This is a genomic window from Paenibacillus sp. cl141a (assembly GCF_900109305.1).
GTDB classification, from domain to species: domain Bacteria; phylum Bacillota; class Bacilli; order Paenibacillales; family Paenibacillaceae; genus Paenibacillus_AQ; species Paenibacillus_AQ lautus_A.
In genome coordinates this window covers 141956-160087 of the sequence record NZ_FNZO01000007.1, presented here as the reverse complement: position 1 = coordinate 160087, position 18132 = coordinate 141956, and the positions used below count along the sequence as shown (strand labels likewise).

At 43.1% G+C, this 18132-nt stretch carries 15 protein-coding genes and 2 pseudogenes; 5 read left to right on the top strand and 12 right to left on the bottom strand.

Features of this window, described 5'->3' with window-relative positions:
• Positions 1 to 41: 41 nt before the first annotated feature.
• Positions 42 to 911, top strand: coding sequence for a carbohydrate ABC transporter permease (locus tag BMX45_RS19845; protein WP_090911173.1), 870 nt, complete (start codon positions 42 to 44; stop codon positions 909 to 911).
• Between the two features lie 39 nt (positions 912 to 950).
• Positions 951 to 2330 carry an extracellular solute-binding protein gene (locus tag BMX45_RS19840; RefSeq protein ID WP_090911172.1) on the top strand — a complete coding sequence of 460 codons (1380 nt, stop codon included), beginning with the start codon at positions 951 to 953 and terminating at the stop codon, positions 2328 to 2330.
• A 1353-nt stretch (positions 2331 to 3683) separates the two neighbouring features.
• On the opposite strand, the gene BMX45_RS19830 is transcribed toward BMX45_RS19840, so the two are convergent.
• From BMX45_RS19830 to BMX45_RS19805, 6 genes are read right to left on the bottom strand one after another with little or no spacing between them, the layout of a single operon-like run.
• Positions 3684 to 4484, bottom strand: a complete 801-nt coding sequence (locus BMX45_RS19830) for an ABC transporter ATP-binding protein (RefSeq protein WP_090911170.1) — start codon at positions 4482 to 4484, stop codon at positions 3684 to 3686.
• Positions 4450 to 5301 carry an ABC transporter ATP-binding protein gene (locus BMX45_RS19825; protein WP_175495167.1) on the bottom strand — a complete coding sequence of 284 codons (852 nt, stop codon included), beginning with the start codon at positions 5299 to 5301 and terminating at the stop codon, positions 4450 to 4452. Before BMX45_RS19825 ends, BMX45_RS19830 begins: the two co-directional genes overlap by 35 nt.
• Positions 5282 to 6184 (bottom strand): nickel/cobalt ABC transporter permease, encoded by a 903-nt coding sequence (opp1C, locus tag BMX45_RS19820; RefSeq protein WP_090911169.1) that lies wholly within the window; start codon positions 6182 to 6184, stop codon positions 5282 to 5284. The genes BMX45_RS19825 and opp1C overlap by 20 nt, the downstream gene beginning before the upstream one ends.
• Positions 6181 to 7113: a nickel/cobalt ABC transporter permease gene (opp1B, locus tag BMX45_RS19815; RefSeq protein WP_090911168.1), complete on the bottom strand. Its 933-nt coding sequence runs from the start codon at positions 7111 to 7113 to the stop codon at positions 6181 to 6183. Before opp1B ends, opp1C begins: the two co-directional genes overlap by 4 nt.
• An 18-nt stretch (positions 7114 to 7131) precedes the next feature.
• Positions 7132 to 8715 (bottom strand): nickel ABC transporter substrate-binding protein, encoded by a 1584-nt coding sequence (gene nikA / locus BMX45_RS19810; protein WP_090911167.1) that lies wholly within the window; start codon positions 8713 to 8715, stop codon positions 7132 to 7134.
• Positions 8716 to 8748: 33 nt separating this feature from the next.
• The gene (locus BMX45_RS19805) at positions 8749 to 10092 is read right to left on the bottom strand and encodes an MATE family efflux transporter (RefSeq protein WP_175495166.1); all 1344 of its coding nucleotides are present in this window, start codon (positions 10090 to 10092) and stop codon (positions 8749 to 8751) included.
• 561 nt (positions 10093 to 10653) lie between these two features.
• Between BMX45_RS19805 and BMX45_RS19800 the strand changes: the two genes are divergently transcribed.
• Entirely contained in the window at positions 10654 to 11667 is a 1014-nt protein-coding gene (locus BMX45_RS19800) for a permease (protein ID WP_090911165.1), read from the top strand.
• A 16-nt stretch (positions 11668 to 11683) separates the two neighbouring features.
• Positions 11684 to 12604, top strand: coding sequence for a TIGR03943 family putative permease subunit (locus BMX45_RS19795; protein ID WP_175495165.1), 921 nt, complete (start codon positions 11684 to 11686; stop codon positions 12602 to 12604).
• Between the two features lie 152 nt (positions 12605 to 12756).
• Here the strand turns inward: BMX45_RS19795 and BMX45_RS19790 are convergent.
• The 5 genes and pseudogenes from BMX45_RS19790 to BMX45_RS19770 all read right to left on the bottom strand — a co-directional run.
• Positions 12757 to 13010, bottom strand: a pseudogene (locus tag BMX45_RS19790) (Rrf2 family transcriptional regulator); the annotation flags it as partial.
• 23 nt (positions 13011 to 13033) lie between these two features.
• Positions 13034 to 13195, bottom strand: a pseudogene (locus BMX45_RS31900) (sensor histidine kinase); the annotation flags it as partial.
• A 149-nt stretch (positions 13196 to 13344) separates the two neighbouring features.
• Positions 13345 to 13566 (bottom strand): hypothetical protein, encoded by a 222-nt coding sequence (locus BMX45_RS19780; RefSeq protein WP_090911163.1) that lies wholly within the window; start codon positions 13564 to 13566, stop codon positions 13345 to 13347.
• 191 nt (positions 13567 to 13757) lie between these two features.
• The gene (locus BMX45_RS19775) at positions 13758 to 14942 is read right to left on the bottom strand and encodes a hypothetical protein (RefSeq protein ID WP_217648128.1); all 1185 of its coding nucleotides are present in this window, start codon (positions 14940 to 14942) and stop codon (positions 13758 to 13760) included.
• A gap of 340 nt (positions 14943 to 15282) precedes the next feature.
• On the bottom strand, positions 15283 to 15642 hold the full coding sequence (locus BMX45_RS19770; protein ID WP_175495164.1) for an ATP-binding cassette domain-containing protein: 360 nt from the start codon (positions 15640 to 15642) through the stop codon (positions 15283 to 15285).
• A gap of 395 nt (positions 15643 to 16037) precedes the next feature.
• Between BMX45_RS19770 and BMX45_RS19765 the strand changes: the two genes are divergently transcribed.
• Positions 16038 to 17405: a PepSY-associated TM helix domain-containing protein gene (locus tag BMX45_RS19765; RefSeq protein WP_090911160.1), complete on the top strand. Its 1368-nt coding sequence runs from the start codon at positions 16038 to 16040 to the stop codon at positions 17403 to 17405.
• A 239-nt stretch (positions 17406 to 17644) separates the two neighbouring features.
• Here the strand turns inward: BMX45_RS19765 and BMX45_RS19760 are convergent, their stop codons facing one another.
• The gene (locus tag BMX45_RS19760; RefSeq protein ID WP_254778144.1) at positions 17645 to 18055 is read right to left on the bottom strand and encodes a redoxin domain-containing protein; all 411 of its coding nucleotides are present in this window, start codon (positions 18053 to 18055) and stop codon (positions 17645 to 17647) included.
• Between the last annotated feature and the right edge of the window lie 77 nt (positions 18056 to 18132).

Sequence of the window (18132 nt, the reverse complement as noted above, 5' to 3'; positions counted from 1 at the left end):
TCCGTAGGGGGAGCCTTATTCCAGAAGACAGGAGGGTAACTATGAGCACTTCAGCCTTGCCCAAGGAGCCGGTACGCCGTAAACGAAACACGCTTCCACAATTGATGCTAACGCTGGTTCTATTGGTAGGTTCATTCATTATGATTGTGCCATTCTTATGGATGCTGGTAACGAGCTTCGATTGGGCCGCACGGTTAAATATTTCATTCCCGCCGAAAATATGGCCGGAGGAGCCTTCAATCCGAACCTATGAAGCCGCTTTCACCAACATCAATATGTTCCGATATATCGGCAATTCCACGCTTGTCAGCGCAGGGGTCATTATCATCAGCTCGCTGTCCGCACTATTATCCGGTTATGCCTTATCCAAGCTTCGCTTCAAAGGAGCTAATTTCGTACTGCTGCTGGCGCTAAGCACGATGATGATTCCGTTCGAAATGACGATGATTCCGCAGTATCTTTTGTTCAGTAAACTCGGACTGGTCGATAACTACTTGGCTTTTTATTTGCCAGCCATGAACTATGCGTTCGGTACTTTTTTAGCCAAAGCCTTCTTTGATCAATTACCCAGCAGTTTAAGGGAAGCTGCCGTTCTGGATGGCGCCAAGGAAATCACCGTATTCAGCCGGGTATATCTGCCGCTGTGTACGCCCATTATCGCCACCATGGTCATTCTGCTGTTCTTAGGCGTATGGAATGATATGCTGTGGCCGCTGCTGATCTTAAAATCGGCTGCCAAGTACACGATCCAGATTGGATTGGCCATGTTTACGTATAACAACGGAATCAATCAGCAGCCATCGATCATTATGGCAGCAACGACTACGAGCCTCATTCCGGTTATCGTCGTTTATATGTTCCTGCAGCGTTATATCATCGAGAGCATTGCGCTATCCGGTATCAAGCAGTAATTCAGAATGGAAGCTAAATTTATGTGGGGGTGTTTGCGTATGAAAAAAGCTGTGCTGCTTATTCTGTCATTCGTGCTGGTGTTTACATTGGCCGCTTGTTCAGGCAGTTCGGGAAAAGATGTGACAGGCGGCGTGAAGATTGAAAAAGTATCGGACATGGAAGGTACGGTTCGCGTTGCACTGGCAGGCTGGCAGTTGGATAACGGGATCGATGCACTGACAGGCAACCCGACCATCGGACTCAACGAGTATTTAGATAAAACGTTCAAAAAAATGTATCCGAACATCAAACTGGAGGTTTATCAAATCCCTTGGGAGAACGTAAAAGCCAAACAAACGGCCATGCTGCTCTCCGGCGATGCGGACGTCTTGTATACCGGGGGAGCCTTTGCATCGCAATGGTACCAGGAAGGGCTGCTGCGTGACCTGGACGACTTGATTGCAAAAGATACTTCCTTTGACCCAAGCATCTATCTGGAAGGCATTATGAATAATTCCTACAGCACCAAGTCGCCGGACGGAAGCAAACAATTTGGAATTCCTGCCGTGCTTGGCCGCCGGATGACGATTTATGATAAGAAGCTGTTTGAAGACTGGGGCGTTGAAACTCTCTCGGCACAGCCGGGACCTGACGAAATTCTGGAGAAAGCCAAGCAGATGACCGGCAAAAACCCGAAAACCGGTGAAGACAATTACGGTTTGTATTGGAGCGGCAACTCATTAAACGGATCTACCTTTGTTGCATTAACCCTTGCATATGGCGCCAAAGGAGCGGAAGGAACGCTGAAGAATATCAAGAACATCAAGTGGCACCTGAATTCTCCGGAAATGGTCAAAGTACTGGAGTGGCTGAAGGAAGCCGCACAGCTGCCGCCGGCTGGATTCGTGAATGCCCAGGGTGCCGAGAATTTTGGGTTGGAGAAAAACAATATCGCCATCGCGCTGGATTCCACCGGCGGCTCCACGATGAGTGAATACCGGTCGAAGCAGAACAAGGAGCTGCTGGACCGTTTTGAACCTGTGCTGAATATGGGTCCTAAAGGCGAAGGCTGGGTGGCGGTTGACCCGTTCATCATGGCAAAGAACGCCAAAGATGTGGATGCATCATGGGAAGTGTTAAAGTTCTTGACCAGTTACATGACGCAAAAATACATGTATGAAAACTTCTCCAGTACCCCAACGCTCAAAAATGCCGATTTCGTAACACCGGAAGACAAATTCGTCAAAAAGGCGCTTGAGATCGCGGAAGTCGGCCACTCCGAGCTCATGGATGAAGCCAATCCGTTCTATATGAGCGACATCGCTCCAGCCATAAACGGATTTATCAGCCAGGCAGCGTCCGGTAATGCGCCGGATATTCAGAAGTTTCTGGATGATCTGCAGGCTCGTGCCGAGAAGTGGTCTGCGAATCTGAAGTAAAAACAGGAGGGGACTGCACAGGTGCATGGGATTGATAAGCGTGGTTGACTTACACGTTGTCCCTGACTTTGAATAGACGGGCTAATCATGATGAGTATATGAGCCGAACAGCACAATATATTCCAATATTTTGTGAATCGTGCATTGTCCCGATCATGCGGGAGAAAAACCGACCGAAAATGGCCGGTTTTTTTGATATTCAAAAGTACATAATATAACAAATAATGGTAAATAATTAAAATATAGAAGGGAGGGTGAATAAAAATTAGGATGATGGATGATAACAAGCAAAAGCACAAAATAGTTGATAAAGTTGAGAAATAAAATTCAAATCGATTAAGAACCAAAGGATTAAAAATATCTCAGTAACGAAATTCCGCTAAAATAAGCGAATTCGTGATAATAATGAAATAACCCCAAATTATGATGATTTTTAATGGCATATAAACAAACTTGGACAATGATCAGTTAATGACGATATTAGACTGAATTAATCGAGATCTGAAATGTAATTCATGGATCTAAATGAAGAAAGATTCCAATTGAAAAGTTGTTCGATCAAGATAAAGGATTATAACGGCTTAAAGCCAAAACTATACAGAATCATACGAATCTAAATGAAAAATCAGCTGTGGCGATTTTTTTCTTAGTATCTATTTCACAAAACTCGTATTTTGTACATATGTATGATGCTTGTGAAAATTGAGATAATATTCCGATTGGGTTGTCATCCACATAATATAGTGCCCAATCCTGCTCTCCTCCATCCTGCTCATAACCGCCCTGACCAATTTACCACTGAGCCATGTTCGGTGCAACAGGCTTGTGATGTCAGTACTTCCAATCATAATATTGCAAAACATTGATATGGTAGTTCTTAAGCACGTTTTGATTGACTAATTGATTAGCAGACCATATATATTAATTCCTTGTCCCCGTGATGATGATGACAAAAAGTCGCAAAAAAACTGCTACAAAGAAAATTTCTTTTCGTGGCAGGTTGTATTAAGTATTGTAAATTAAAATAAATGATTTTGCTAAATTGTAGAACGCTATAGTAAGGATCGCTACTATCAAAAGAAGAAGTGCCCCTTTTATTATAGCGCTTGGTTTGATTTTTCTTTAGACCATTTTTAATTTGTTTGAAACTAAACCTAATCGTAAAGATAGCTACAAATGAATAGAAAATTATTCCAATGATAACACTTATCATTTATTTTCCTCCTATTTTACCCATCATCCATAATACTAACTAAATCAAAAGGAAGCTGCCCTAAGGAGCTTCCTTTTTCAATTATTTGAATGAATTCCATGCAGTCGTTCGAATGCTGGACGTGAAAACGGAGCTTTTCATTAAGTAACATTGTGACCACTCGTCCGGTTGAACCTCGATTGAAAGGGAAGGATCGAGCTCACCAGTGACTTTACATATTCGCTCTGCGCACACATAAAATGGTTGCAATCAAGCTCTTCAATAATGACCCCATCCCTCAGAAAGGCTAGGCGATTACATAAATAGGCTACGGCTTGCAGATCATGCGCTATGAATAAATATGTTAATTGAAACTCCCTCTGGAGCTCCTTTAAGAGAGATAAAATTTGAGATTGCACAGAAACGTCGAGCGAGCTAATGGCTTCATCCAAAACAAGATAGCGCGGCCGTGTGGTCAAGGCACGCGCTATGCATACGCGTTGCAACTGTCCACCGCTTAGCTCATGCGGATACTTCTTTAGATAGTCAAGGGGCAACTCTACCCGCTCCATCAGCTCTGCAATGATCGCTTCATGGTCGGCATGAGCGTTTTTACCGCTTCGTAGCATATAGAGTGGTTCCTCGATAATTTGCCGCAGGGTCCAGTTCGGGTTGACAGAGGTGCGATAATCCTGGAACACGACACTGAATTTCCCTTTGTTTTGCTTAAGCCACTTTTTATGAGGCACACCATCTATCCGAATGGTCCCACCGTCACTGGTCTCTAAACCAAGTAGAATCCGGGATAACGTGCTTTTACCGCTACCGCTCTCCCCTACAATGCCCAGACAGTCTCCATCGTTAAGATGAAAGCTGACGCCGGTCAGTACATGATTTTGGGTGTGATTCCGCAGCCCACGGTCAGCCTTATAGCTTTTCTGGAGATTCTCCACCGTAATCATACTCTTTGTTCCCCCCGCTATGCAATGTGTTCATAAAGCTATCTGAAAGCTGCTGACGCGTGCTAACTAAATATTGGGTGTAGGCATGTTTAGGCTCATTAAAAACATCAGTGACCGAGCCCTGTTCCAATACTTCTCCATCTTTCATGACGATAACGCTGTCAGCCAACCGCTGCACAACTCCCAGGTCATGGGAGATGAGGATCAGTGTGGTACCCGTCATTTCCTTTAAGGACTGAAATTGATTGACGACTTCCAATTGATTAATGGAGTCTAGAGCTGTTGTAGGCTCATCCGCAATAATAATGTCCGGCTTCAGAACAAGAGCAATTGCAATCATACAGCGTTGAAGCATCCCACCGGACAGCTCATGAGGATAACTCTTATAAACGGCAAGCGAATCCGAAAAATTCAATTTCTTCAAGCTTTCCAAACTCAATCGCTCAGCTTCTCTCCTGGATACCCCCAATACCTGCATAAAAGTTTGTTTCATCTGGAAACCCATTTTCTCGATAGGATTGAAAGCAGTCATTGCATCCTGAAGAATCATATTGATTTTTTGACCACGAATGGACCTCCGCTGTTTTTCGTTGTCCTTCAAAATGTTGCGGCCCTCGAAAATAATCTCTCCTTCAGATTGAATCCAGCGGGGATTTACACCTAAAATTTCCCGAACAGTCATCGTCTTTCCACTGCCGCTCTCCCCAACAATACCGAGGCAAGAATTTTTTTGCACCGAGAAGGAAGCATCTTTTACAATTCTTCTTTGTGTCTTGAGATCAACAATATTAAGATGCTTAACGGTCAGTATGGTCACTTACCATCTTCCTCCCTTCACCCAAGCGGAATAGCTTGCGTTGTTGCTTCGGGCTTGCCATGTAGGATTTCGAGTTCATGGCCTGCTGCAGACTGTCACCGAGAAAATTTAGCGCGACGATGACAAGCAGAATGGTAATACCGGCAGGGATCATCTGCCAGGGATGGGTGAACAACACATTCTTCGCTTCATTCAGCATCATTCCCCATTCAGGAGCAGGAGGTTGCACGCCCAATCCAAGAAAGGAAAGGGACGAAATACTTAGAATCACCCAGCCCATCTCTAGGGTCGAATGTGTGGTTACTTCACCGGAGATCCCGGGAACAATATGCTTTCTCATAATATAGATTGGAGAAGCCTGATGGACTTGAGCGAACTTCACATAGTTTTTTGATCGATACTGCTGAACGCTGCTATAGATCATCCGTGTATACCACGCCCACTTCGACAAAATATTCGCAATCACAATATTCATTATCCCGGGTCCCAATATGCCGATAATAGCTAAAATCATCACCTCTGACGGGAAAGATAGCATGGCGTCGCAGAAACGCAAAATGACTTCCCGGACTCTTCCGTTCGAATAGCCTGCTAGAATTCCAAATGCGACCCCGGAAAAAATCGTCACACCCATAGCTAGTAGAGCATAAAAGAACGTGGTGCGTATGCCGAATAATACCCGTGAAAATAAGCATCTTCCCAGATGATCAGTCCCGAGTGGGTACTCTGCGCTTGGCATGGCAAGCTTCATATCCACCTGAAGTAAGGTAGGATCATGCGGAGCAATTAGAGGGGCGAAGATCCCTGCAAGGGAGACCACGCCCAAAAATAACAAGCAAGTGATACCCAACTTATCCTGTTGAAGACGCTTGAAAAAACTCATTTGGCTTCCCTCCGCAAACGTGGATCTATCATCACGACCACAATATCTACCAATAAATTGCAAATGATAAATAAAACGGCCATCATCAGAATATAAGCCTGAATCACGGGATAATCCGAGTTAAAAATAGCCTTGACGCACAAACGACCAATGCCGGGCCAGGCAAATATATTTTCAACAACAACAGTCCCAGCAATCAGACGCGGAATAGACATGCCGAACGCGGTAAGAGCCGATTGGATCGAATTGGAAAACACTTTCCACATCACAGTGCTCTGTTTGAGCCCACGCAGCTTGGCATAAAGAATGAAATTTTCTTGCGTATTTTGGATCATATTATTGCGTATCAGTCTGACATAGGTGGATAAAAAGGTTAGTGACAAGGTGACGGCGGGCAAGATAATGGATGAAGGCCCATTCTTCCCGCTTGTCGGAAGCCACCCCAGATAAACCGAAAAATACCACATGAGCAGCAAGCCGATCCAGAAGCTTGGCATCGCTGCCAGCAAAAAAATGAAGCCCCGCAAAAAACGATCCTGCCATCTATTCTCGAAGATGCTGCAGATTATCCCGATGGAAACGCTGAAAAAGACAATAATTATAAGTGTAGCCCCCGCTAATTCAAGCGTTGGAGGAATCGCTTGACGCAATTCTTCCAATACAGGCTTTTTATTGACGTAGCTGGTACCCAAACTCCCTTGAAAGCTATCCATCATCCAGTTTTTATATCGGATAAGAAAAGGATCGTCAAGTCCGAGCTCTTCGCGCATGCTCTGGACCACTTCCTCCGTCGGGGTAATCTGATTTACACGCAGAGCAATCTCTGCCGGATCGCTAGTTCTTAAATTAATTAGAATGAACGCCAAGAAGGTAACCAGCAGCAGGAGCGGAACGGTACCTGCTATGCGTTTTATTACATACTGTTTCATAAAGGACTCACTCTCTGCTTATTCAAAATACATGAGCTCAAACGGGATTTCATATTGTGATACATTGAAGGAAACGCCCTTAATCTGTTCGGCATGAATCGCTTTGACAACTGAATAAGTCAACGGCAGGTATACAGCCTCTTCATTCACATAGCTGAATATTTGCTCATATTTCTCCGCCCGCGCAGTTTCGTCCTGCTCAACGAGAACATCGCTGATCGTTTGGTCCAGCCATTTCTTCTTCTCCAGACCTGCCTGAGCCTGATAATCACCATGCGAAGGCACACGCCAGGTTGATACATAGGTTTGTGGATCATAAGGCAAGCCCCAGGACAAAGAGTATTGCAAATCGAATTCACCGGATTTTTGACGGTCGAAATAGGCTTGCTTTTCTTCACCCAACAGTTCAAGCTCAACGCCAATCGCTTTGAGATCATTTTGCATCGATTCTCCAATCGTTTTCTCCTGTGCATTATCAGAATTATAGGACAGCATCAGGTTAAGCCTTTTCCCATCCTTATAACGGTAGCCATCGTCTGATTTTGTCCACCCTGCTTGATCCAGCAAAGCTTCGGCCTTCTGGGTATCATAGGAACGAACCTTAAGCTCAATGTTGGCGTACGGAGTGGATTTAGACATCAGGACATCCGCAATTTGCTCCGTGTCGTTGAGAATGCCGGTCGCGATCGTTTGTTTGTTAATGGCATATTGCAATGCCTCGCGAACCAGTTTGTCAGAAGTTGCTTCTCGCTTGCTGTTCAGCAAAATCGAGCGTGAGCCCGATGGCGGACTGATCTTCGTTACATACTTGCCCTCGTCTTGCAGAGAGGTGAAGGCATTGGCATCTAGCATGTCGCCGTCCGCGCCAAATATGAGATCAATCTCACCGTTCTGCAGAGCAAGTAGAATCGTCTGGTGATCCGGCATGACCTTCCAACGAACATGCTGAATCTTCGGTTTATCTCCCCAATAGTTCTCGTTGACACTAAACAACGCGTATTGATTATCTTTATGCTCGGCCAATATATAGGGTCCCGTGCCTGCATAACCATTGACGCCATTCGCTGTTGTTCCGTCGATGAAACATTTAGGGGAGATCATTCGGAAAGGACGCGTAAGCCCTAACTCCTCCAACGTCGGATAATATGGTGTTTTAAGTGTCAAGGAAAACGTATATTCATCGACAACTTTAGTTGAATCAATAACCTGCACCAGATTCAGCCAGGCATTCTTCTCATAGTTGGCTACGACGACATCAATATTTTTCTTGACGGCATCCGCATTGAACGGTTCACCATCGCTGAATTCGATGTTTTTTCTTAAATAGAACGTATAGGTTAAACCATCCTCCGAGATCTCCCATTTCTCAGCAAGCTTGGGCTTAACGCCCTCCGGTGTATTCATGACCAGAGATTCAAAAACCATATTTTGTGCAGCGAGTTCGCCACCTGTCAGATGAGGATTAATATCGCGAATATCTTTGGTGCTGGCAAACACTAGTTCGTTCTTGTCCACTGCTGCAGGGTTGCTCTTGGTAGCCTGGCTGCAGCCTGTTAATACAATCAGTAACGTAAACATAGCAAATAAAAATTTCTTCTTCATAAATCCTCCTGAATATAACTGTAGTAGATGTAATTAAGCTGAGTATATCGACCGCTGAACTCTTCCGGTGTACATGGAGGTACAAGCAGTACGCATCAAGTGAAAGATAATGAAAGACAGCCATATCCCGTGACTGCCCCAGGACATCCCTGCTATCCAGTTAACCGGAATGTAGACGAGCAGCGATATAAAGATGCCGTTGCGAATAGCCCAAGCCTGTGTTACCCCGGAAAATATGCCTTCCAGTTGCAACCCCCATACACCGGCTATACTGTATAGTGCGATCCAAAACATATGTTCCCTTACGGCCAACTGTACCTGTAGGTCGTCCGTAAACCATGACACAAAGTCTAACGGATCAACGATTAGCACAAGCCCCATCAACACGGCAAAGATCGCTCCCCAGACTGCTGATAATTTCAACGCATCCCGATAACCGTTAATATTCCCTTCACCTGCAGCCTGTCCAGCAATAATGCTGGAGGCATTAGCCAAGCCACTGAACACATAGGCTAGCAAATAATGAAGCTGCAGCAATATGGCGTTGGCTGCCAATACGGTTTCATCCATTCGAGCCGCTTGAACCATAAACAAGCTGGTCATCACCAATAAGCAAATCGTACGTAGGAAATGGTCACGATTCACGATCACCATTTTTTTAATATGGCAGAGATCAAACAGTTCACTTATATGGAGACGAACAAGTGCGAATCGCTTGCTGTATCGAATGATCACGAAGCCAATTGCTACGCTGGTTATTTCTGACACCAAGGTGGCAACTGCAATTCCCGCAACTCCCCAGTCCAACTGCAAGGCTAACCAAATTCCAAGGAGCATATTAAGCACATTTGCGAACAATTGAGAAACCAAGGTCAATTTAACCTTCGACACCCCAATCAGCCAACCTGTAATGGTGTAATTCAAAAGCGCGAAGGGAGCTCCCCAAATTCGTATGTCAAAATAGATTCCAGCTTGCTGGAGCACTGCATCGCTGCCCCCAATGAGGTGCATGGCAGCCAGCAAAATGGGCTTTTGTGCCGCAATGAACACCACGCCTAACAAAATCGCAATCAGCAGAGGTCTGATAAAGGCATAGGCAAGCTGCTCGTCGTGCTTGGCTCCAGCCGCTTGAGCCGTAAACCCTGTGGTGCTTACTCTTAAAAAACCGAATAGCCAATACAAGTTGTTAAATATTAATGTTCCCACAGCTACTCCACCAATATAGGACGGATCCCCCAAACGACCTGCAACGGCTGTATCAACCGCTCCCAGCAAGGGAACGGATAGACCGGTTAAAATGAGAGGAATGGAGAGCTTAAGATACTGCCTGTGTGTCATTTTAGCTCCTTTATATGTAATTTTTACGAAATTAAACACTGAGAAATATCTATAGTCTTTACGCAAACCGTACAAACAGAAACTATACATGTTTATCGTAATTGTTACGAATAGGATTATAGTTTAGGATTCTTTGAAATGTCAAGAACGTCCAACGACGGCTCTGATCGGTAAGTGTAGTGTTACCTTCTTCCCAAGACAATCGCAATGAACAGCGCATCCACTTTTAGTCGTACATTTTCAGCAAAAAAAGACAGCGTGCAAAATTCACTTCACGCTGTCACATATAGGCAGTCCTTTACGACTACTTTTTATAACTGAATCGTTTCTTATACTTATCGACGCGTCCGCCGACTTCAGAGCTTTTCTGTTTGATCCATTGGATAATTATCAAGCGGTATAGATTTCTCATATTTCAAGTAGATGATGATGATGGGAAAATCGACAACCTTCATAAATCGTATGGAATGAAAGATGTTGTCAATTGACTGCCATTCATGATTTAATGGTAATTATTACGTATTAGGTGAACTGCATGCATGAAACTCTGAACCTGTTTCACAATTCTCCAGCAGCTGTCTATTTATAGGAGGAACTGTTTTGCGTAAGTGGCTTTCAAAGTCCGGACTCAATCTGGCATTTGTCGTAATTATTCTATGTATAATCTATGTTGCATTATTTCCAGACGTCATCTCAAACTTAAGTGTACCAGTTCCCGATATGGAAAAAATCCAGACATTTAAAACGATGCTCATCAGCATCGTATTGGAGGCATTGCCATATATCCTGATCGGTGTATTTGTTTCGTCACTCATGCAGCTGTTCCTGTCAGAACAATGGATCGCTCGGTTCTGCCCGAAAAATCCGGTCCTCGGCATTATATTCGCCTGTACGCTGGGCATTATCTTTCCGGTCTGTGAATGCGGCATGATCCCTATTGTGCGTAGACTCATGGTGATGGGGATGCCGCTTTATATCGGGATTGTTTTTATACTGGTTGGACCGATCGTTAACCCTGTTGTTTATGCCTCAACGTACCAAGCCTTTCGTTTACAGCCAGAGATCGTCTATTCCCGAATGGGCTTGGCATTGGTCGTTGGTTTGATCATCGGGCTTGTCGTCTATAAATTTGTCTCGGGTAATCCATTGAAAAGTGCTCAAACCGCCCGTCATTCCAATGCAAATGACGCTTCACACGGACAGTCCCAGAACAAATTCCTTTCCATGATGGATCATGCCGCTCACGAGTTTTTTGACATGGGGAAATATCTGATTATCGGCTCCATTATAACGGCAGCTATTCAGTCATTTATCCCCAGAGAACTTCTCATTCAACTTGGACAAGGTGAGTTAAGCTCCCATCTGTTTATGATGGCATTTGCTTTTATATTGTCGATTTGCTCTACTTCGGATGCTTTTGTAGCTTCATCATTCCTTCAGACATTCTCCGTATCCTCTATCATCAGCTTCCTTGTATTTGGGCCTATGGTGGATTTCAAGAGCACATTGATGCTGCTGTCTGTCTTCAACAAACGCTTTGTCATATTTCTGATCGTTCTTACAAGCGTTACCGTATTTATTCTCTCTATTGCGTTTGGACAAATGATGTTCTGAATGAGGAGTGTATCAAGTGAATCACCAGCGAAATGAAGCCGTTCATTATTGGATACGGGCAATCATCCTGCTCATCTTTTTATGTTTTATTGTCTATCTCGTCAAAACGGGAACGTTAATGTATTATATTGCACCAAGAATGGAAATCTTTATCCAGTTAGCTGCAGTCGGACTTTTTCTTCTCAGTGTCAGTCAAGCATACCTGGCCATGCAAACTGCCCGAAAACGCAGCGTCATGTGTGAGTGCCAATGCATCCCGCCGAAATCCCTTAAATGGAATGTTGGGATTTATTCATTGTTCATCTTTCCATTACTGCTGGGAGTTCTCCTTCCCAATACCATCATGGCCAGTAATGTCGCTTCGATAAAAGGGATGAATTTAACCCCCGTTCGACTGGATGCGGAGTTGCAAAAAGACGTTCCGACAGATGAACCTGAAGGAATGGATTCGTTCGATGCTGAACAAGAAATACCAATAGAACGTGAACCGTTTCCCGAATATGAGCATTTAGAGGACTTTGCGGAGTTTGGCAAGAAAATTAACGAGCTTCCTTATATCACCGTAAATGATACTGGTTTTATGGAATACCTGACAACTTTCAGTCTCTACGCTGACGCTTTGACTGGAAAGAAAGTTGAGCTTACAGGGTTTGTCTACCGGGAACCCGATATGGCCGCTAATCAGTTTATCCTCTCCAGGTTGGCCGTCCAATGTTGTTCTGCTGACGCCACTCCCTACGGGATCATCGTTGAAGATGATGATGCTGCCACTTTGCAGAAAGACACATGGGTTCAAATAACGGGAACGATCGGAAAAACAAACTACAATAATCTTGATGTCGTGAAAGTGGATGGAAAATATATTCATCCGATCGATGCTCCGGAGACTCCTTATGTGTACCCTTACGTGGACAATTTTAACAACCTACTGGATTAGTAATACCGGTAAGCTGATCATTTATCATTGAAATACACTAAAAGCGAGCCCTTAGAGAATTTCTCGAAGGCTCGTTATACGTTAATTATTTGAAGGAAAGTTGGTGCCCAGCCACAACCTTTCAATAAAGTACAGAAAACAATATATTCCATCTACTCGGTATTGACATCCAACAATTTCGCTGTTATTTTTGCAACTTCGGATATTTTCTGGTCCTTCATATAAAGCTCCATCTTTTGTTCGTCTCCAGCATAATTTACTGAATCAAACATCCTGGCCCATGATTAAGATCACAATCAAATAACGAAGCAGTCCCCTCAATAGCTTGAATGATATCAAAGAACGGGATATCCTCCCAGTTTCGTTTAAGCCTATAACCTCCATTCATGCCAGAAGTCGATTCTATAAAATTCCTACCGTAACCAGGTTAAGGAACAACAGAGAAACCAATAATACCAATACAGGAGCTAGCCAGTTCCCAAGCTCTATGGAAATATAAGGGAGTAAAAACTCGTGCCTAACATATTCCCATATGCCAATCGTTAATGTTGGAATCGTCAGTATCAACCATTTGATTTGTTTGTAGGACAAACTTATAATCCCCTTTCCGGGTACAACCGTATCTTTTTATTTTACTTCGAAGAAAACAAGACAGATATGACCCGAAAAGGCTACTCCACCAGGAGTTCCGTCCTTCACTAGGCAGCCGCCATAATAGATACAGAATTGATCTCCTAGAGTTACCATGCCCAAGGAGATGGAGAGAGTCCTGCTAGTTCCTTTATTTTGTTCCATGTCGTATAAGTAACTGGTTTCATCTGCTCAGAAGTACACGCTGATTCGGGTTCGTAGCCTCGCTCTTTTACTTTATCCCAAGTGGTTTCAGATAAATTATTGGTCAATCCCGCATCATTAAAACAAGGAGGTGCCACATATACCTGAAGTGTGTGGTCAAGGATCATCCTTGTACCTCCTGGTGGTTGAAAGGGCAAGGGAACAAAAATCATAAATATTAGAACGATTATAAGTCCTCCACTTAGCAACCATGATCTTAGCTTAGTCATGGTTAATCCACTCTATCATATTCAAAATGTCTGCCATTTTAGTCTGTTCTCCTTCATACATTTAGATGATTCTCCTAATCTTTAGGCAACTACGGGATAACTTCCATCTTTTCATAGGTATGTTTCTTTCGGGCTTCATCAGTGACATTTACATCCATGATCCACGAACCACTTTCGGAGATATAGCTTCCCTTGGCTTCATAAGTATATTTATCAAACCCTTCGAATCCGTAAGGGTCTGGTCCACCTTCCTTGTAAATCATCGACGCTTCCACCTTTTCTTTGTCACGATGAAAGATAACCTCGGTTGAAATGGGTTTTCCCATTCCACTCGGCAGCCAGATGTCTAAAGTGATATGCTGCGCTCCGCCGCTCTGATCCCGAACCCTAAGCGTCATGTGAGCATCCTCTCCCATTACATGCCAGTAAATCGGCTCCATCAGCACAGTCCCACCAGTAGCAGGCGCTGAGATCAGAACGGATATCAGAAGCACGAGAACAGTTAAGCTCAATGAAAAACGAAGGCTTTGTTTGTAGTGGAAGCGCATGCTCATCTCGTCATTCCCCGCTCTCCTCCAACGTCTGTAACCTATAGTTGCAACCCATACTATGACAAGGGTTAACAACAGCTTGAGCAAGACCAGGATGCCATTCGGCCCGCTCTTCCATTCTGTCCACATACTTAAACTTAGCGATAATTTAATCAGGCTTGTTAAAACAATGCTGCACAAAGCTACAGTAGCCAATGTCATAAATCTCGAAATAAGTAATCTGACCTGGTGACTCGGCAGTTCTGGCTTCCGTGATAATGCTGCATAGATCGAAATGCCTCCTCCAAACCAGATAGCACCCGCTGCTGTATGGATACTGGCAGCCAATACGGAGATCACGCCCTGTAGCGACAAGAAAGTTTGGACATTTTCTATATGCAAGAGTGGTATAATGACCAATGCGCATAGGCCTTTAATTGCGGACGAAATTTTGGGATGGGGAATTGCCTTCCAAGAAATTAGAAGCCATATGACGGCAACCGTTACTTTCACAAGCATGAGCGTATTATTTGAGCCTGTAAGTATTATGGCATACAGTGTCACAAGGGCTGCAATCTGCTCGATCCGTTCGATCATCGACCACGCTTTATGTCCACCAGACGCGGGAAATATCGCAGAACGGAATATATTAACTCCTACGAGAACCATGACTGAGCTTATTTCAATCAATCTCTTGAGCTTGTCGAACAAGTCCGGCCATTCTACGCTTCCTTCCGCGTGCATATGCTCATGTCCGGATGCGACCACTTCCCATCCTGTAACTGACATTAAATATAGGCAAGCAGCAGTTATTACAAATGTCGATGCCAGTCGCCTAATAAAAACAGACATACTTCTACCCTTCTCTCTAATCAAGCTAGGATTCTCTCATATTTTCACTTAGTTATGTGTTATTTTAAATAGCTCCTTGTAGCTATGGAGTTCTTTTATCCCTGTTTCACGAAAAAGATCCGGCACATGGTCATATCGTGACGGATCAGTTTGTGTCTATAAAGATAACGCTAATTCTACTTCATAATCCCCAGTTGCTCCGTGTTATATCGCAAAACATCAAGTAAGGATTTCATGTTTTGATCTCCGCTAATCCTACCCGCTGAAGCATCTCTCCAGCCATCGCCACATCCTGCTTGCTCGGACGGCGACCAAAACCGTATGATGTTCCCCAACGTCCTAGGAGCACAGCATCTTTGGCAGAAATCGGAAATTTCCCAGTCCCATGTGATTGAGGTACATAACCGATACAAGACCGAGCCCATCGCTTATCCCGGTTAGAAAGAATCGGGCGACCGAGAATCGTAATACTTCCGTACTGAACTGGCAAGATTTGATGAATCGCTCGGAAAAATGTTGTTTTCCCTGCTCCGTTCTCTCCCACAATTGCAACCGATTCGCCTTCCTTGACTTGAAAGCTTAAATCGTTCAATATCGGTATTCGGCCTTACCCTCCCGTAAAATGACTCATATCAAGGGCTAGCTCTTCTTGTAGAGCTGCTTTCATTTCAACCACCACTTTCATGAAAAAACATCACATGTAATTACCTTATTTTTCCTATGGCAGATTGCGTTTTTTATCTTATCGTATAAAAGAAATCATTGATATAACCCGAAAGAGCTAGCTCATTTGAACATACACACAATATCACAAGTGTAAAGAAATAAACATTGTCACAAAGCCGTCCTGAAAGGAACCATTCTTCACAATACTGAAACAAAACTGGCCCGATCGAGTCATTTATTTTAGTACACCATTACATTAATATTATTTTGTTCTGATCGATACACAGTTCAAGTAACAATAGTTAATAGAAGGAGATAGACATGAACAACAAGAACACATTTAATCCTTTCCGAAGACTTCATTTTTATGCTGCTTGGTTTATTACACCCCTGCTTCTAACATTGACCCTATCGGGTATCGGTTATTTATTTTTTAATGAGGTCGAAAACAACATTTATCAAAATGAATTTTTTGGACAAAGCGATATCAAATCAAAACAAAGCATTGACGAAGCTATTAAGGAAATAAGCGACAAATACCCAAGTCATCAAATTGGAAAAATCAGCATGATGGAGGAACCTTACAACCACAGAGTTACGATCAGTAATGATGAAGGCGATTCTCGCTATATTTTTCTAGACAGCAACAACCAAATCGTCGCCAATCAAAATGCTAAATACACCTACGCTAATTTTATGCGAAACTTTCATAGTTCCCTTTTTACCGAAAGTACTTTTATACGATATTTGGTCGAATTGACTGCTTGTTGGACAATATTCCTGATTGTCTCGGGTATATATATGACTTTTAAGAAAAGGTTACTTGCAATCAAGACGGAACAAAGAACTAACAAGCTTAAATTTCAAAAGATTCACGCCATTTTAGGACTTGTAATTGCGTTACCTTTAGTTGTAATTGTATTAACAGGAATCCCTTGGTCCGTATTTATGGGGAGTCACATTAGTAAATTTGGACAAGAGCATCCCGAATTAGGTAGAACCGAATTACGTTATAACCCTCCGCAATCTGATGTAAATGAGATTCCTTGGGCTACAAGAAGCTTGGATCAACCAACCTCAAATCATACAGGACATGCCGATCATCACTCTAATGCGACCGTAAGTATAAACAATCCGAATCAACAAAGTTTAGAATTTATCATTAACAAAGCTCAAAACGAAAATATTGTCAGACCGTTTTCGATCGTTTACCCTTCAAATGAACAAGGCGTATTTACGGTTTCCAAAGGAAGCAATACAGGCGTCACTGGATTAGATGTTAGCCCATACCAGGAAACAACCGCTTATTTCGATCAATACTCAGGTAAGTTAATTGCCAGAATAAACTTTGATGATTATGGGATTATAGGTAAGTGGTTTACTTGGGGAATCCCTCTCCATGAAGGTCACTTATTCGGAATGGCTAATAAAATTCTAAACTTGATTGTTTGTATCGCATTCCTTGCAGCAATAGTTATGGGATTCGTATCATGGATGAAAAAAATTAAACCTCGAAATATGAATTGGCCTAAACGCACCAATAAAACGTGGTCTATAGGAGTTATAATCACTTTATTGATACTTGGTATACTAATGCCCCTGTTTGGTTTATCTATTCTAATTATTTTTATTATTGAAAGTATCATCTATTACTCTACTAAGAATAAAAACGTAAGCGCTGCAGGATAAATTGTTAAGAAATTAATGCATGTGTTTGGCTTTTTGCCGAAGCGTTAAGCAGTTGAAACAAAAAAGGAAGAACCTTAGCCTAGCAAAGGTTCTTCCTTTTTTGTTTCATGATTTTATATCAGCTTCTAATTCCAAGATGTTTTACATTCTACTGCCCCTATGGTTGCTCTATATGTTCAACACAACCAAAAATTCCCCTTTAAGAAGCTATGCTTGATAATCTACAGGTTTTTGTTACCTTACTCCTGTTTGATCCGATTCATTAAATTCAAGATATCCTCCATTTCGGTCAGTTCACCTTCATGTCTGTCAATAATTGTACCCTCCTCATCGATCAGCAGTGTTAGCGGCATGCCGACCACTTGATATGCTTGTTTAATTTTGAGGTCGCTGTCCATAACGATTGGAAATTCGAGTTCATACAGTTCAACGAATTTTTGAACTGCTCCTGATTTCTCACCCACGTTAATTGCAAGCATGTCAACGCCTGCAAGCTTATATGCCTCGTTCAGTAGCGGCAGCTCATTGACACAAGGATTACACCAAGATGCCCAGAAATTGATTAATACACCTTTACCTTTATAATCCTTTAATCGTACTTGTTTTCCCTCAAGATCCATTGAGGAAAACGGCGGTGCGATATCCCCCACGCCTGCATGACTTCGGGGAGCATCTTGGAATCGGAATATTGCATATACTCCACCGAGTAGGATAACAACCAATAACA

Excerpts from the sequence above, each read along its gene's own strand:
- BMX45_RS19845 (WP_090911173.1), top strand. The coding sequence starts at position 42 with ATGAGCACTTCAGCCTTGCCCAAGGAGCCGGTACGCCGTAAACGAAAC.
- BMX45_RS19840 (WP_090911172.1), top strand. The coding sequence starts at position 951 with ATGAAAAAAGCTGTGCTGCTTATTCTGTCATTCGTGCTGGTGTTTACA.
- BMX45_RS19830 (WP_090911170.1), bottom strand. The coding sequence starts at position 4,484 with ATGATTACGGTGGAGAATCTCCAGAAAAGCTATAAGGCTGACCGTGGG.
- opp1C (WP_090911169.1), bottom strand. The coding sequence starts at position 6,184 with ATGAGTTTTTTCAAGCGTCTTCAACAGGATAAGTTGGGTATCACTTGC.
- opp1B (WP_090911168.1), bottom strand. The coding sequence starts at position 7,113 with ATGAAACAGTATGTAATAAAACGCATAGCAGGTACCGTTCCGCTCCTG.
- nikA (WP_090911167.1), bottom strand. The coding sequence starts at position 8,715 with ATGAAGAAGAAATTTTTATTTGCTATGTTTACGTTACTGATTGTATTA.
- BMX45_RS19780 (WP_090911163.1), bottom strand. The coding sequence starts at position 13,566 with ATGATCCTTGACCACACACTTCAGGTATATGTGGCACCTCCTTGTTTT.
- BMX45_RS19775 (WP_217648128.1), bottom strand. The coding sequence starts at position 14,942 with ATGCACGCGGAAGGAAGCGTAGAATGGCCGGACTTGTTCGACAAGCTC.
- BMX45_RS19765 (WP_090911160.1), top strand. The coding sequence starts at position 16,038 with ATGAACAACAAGAACACATTTAATCCTTTCCGAAGACTTCATTTTTAT.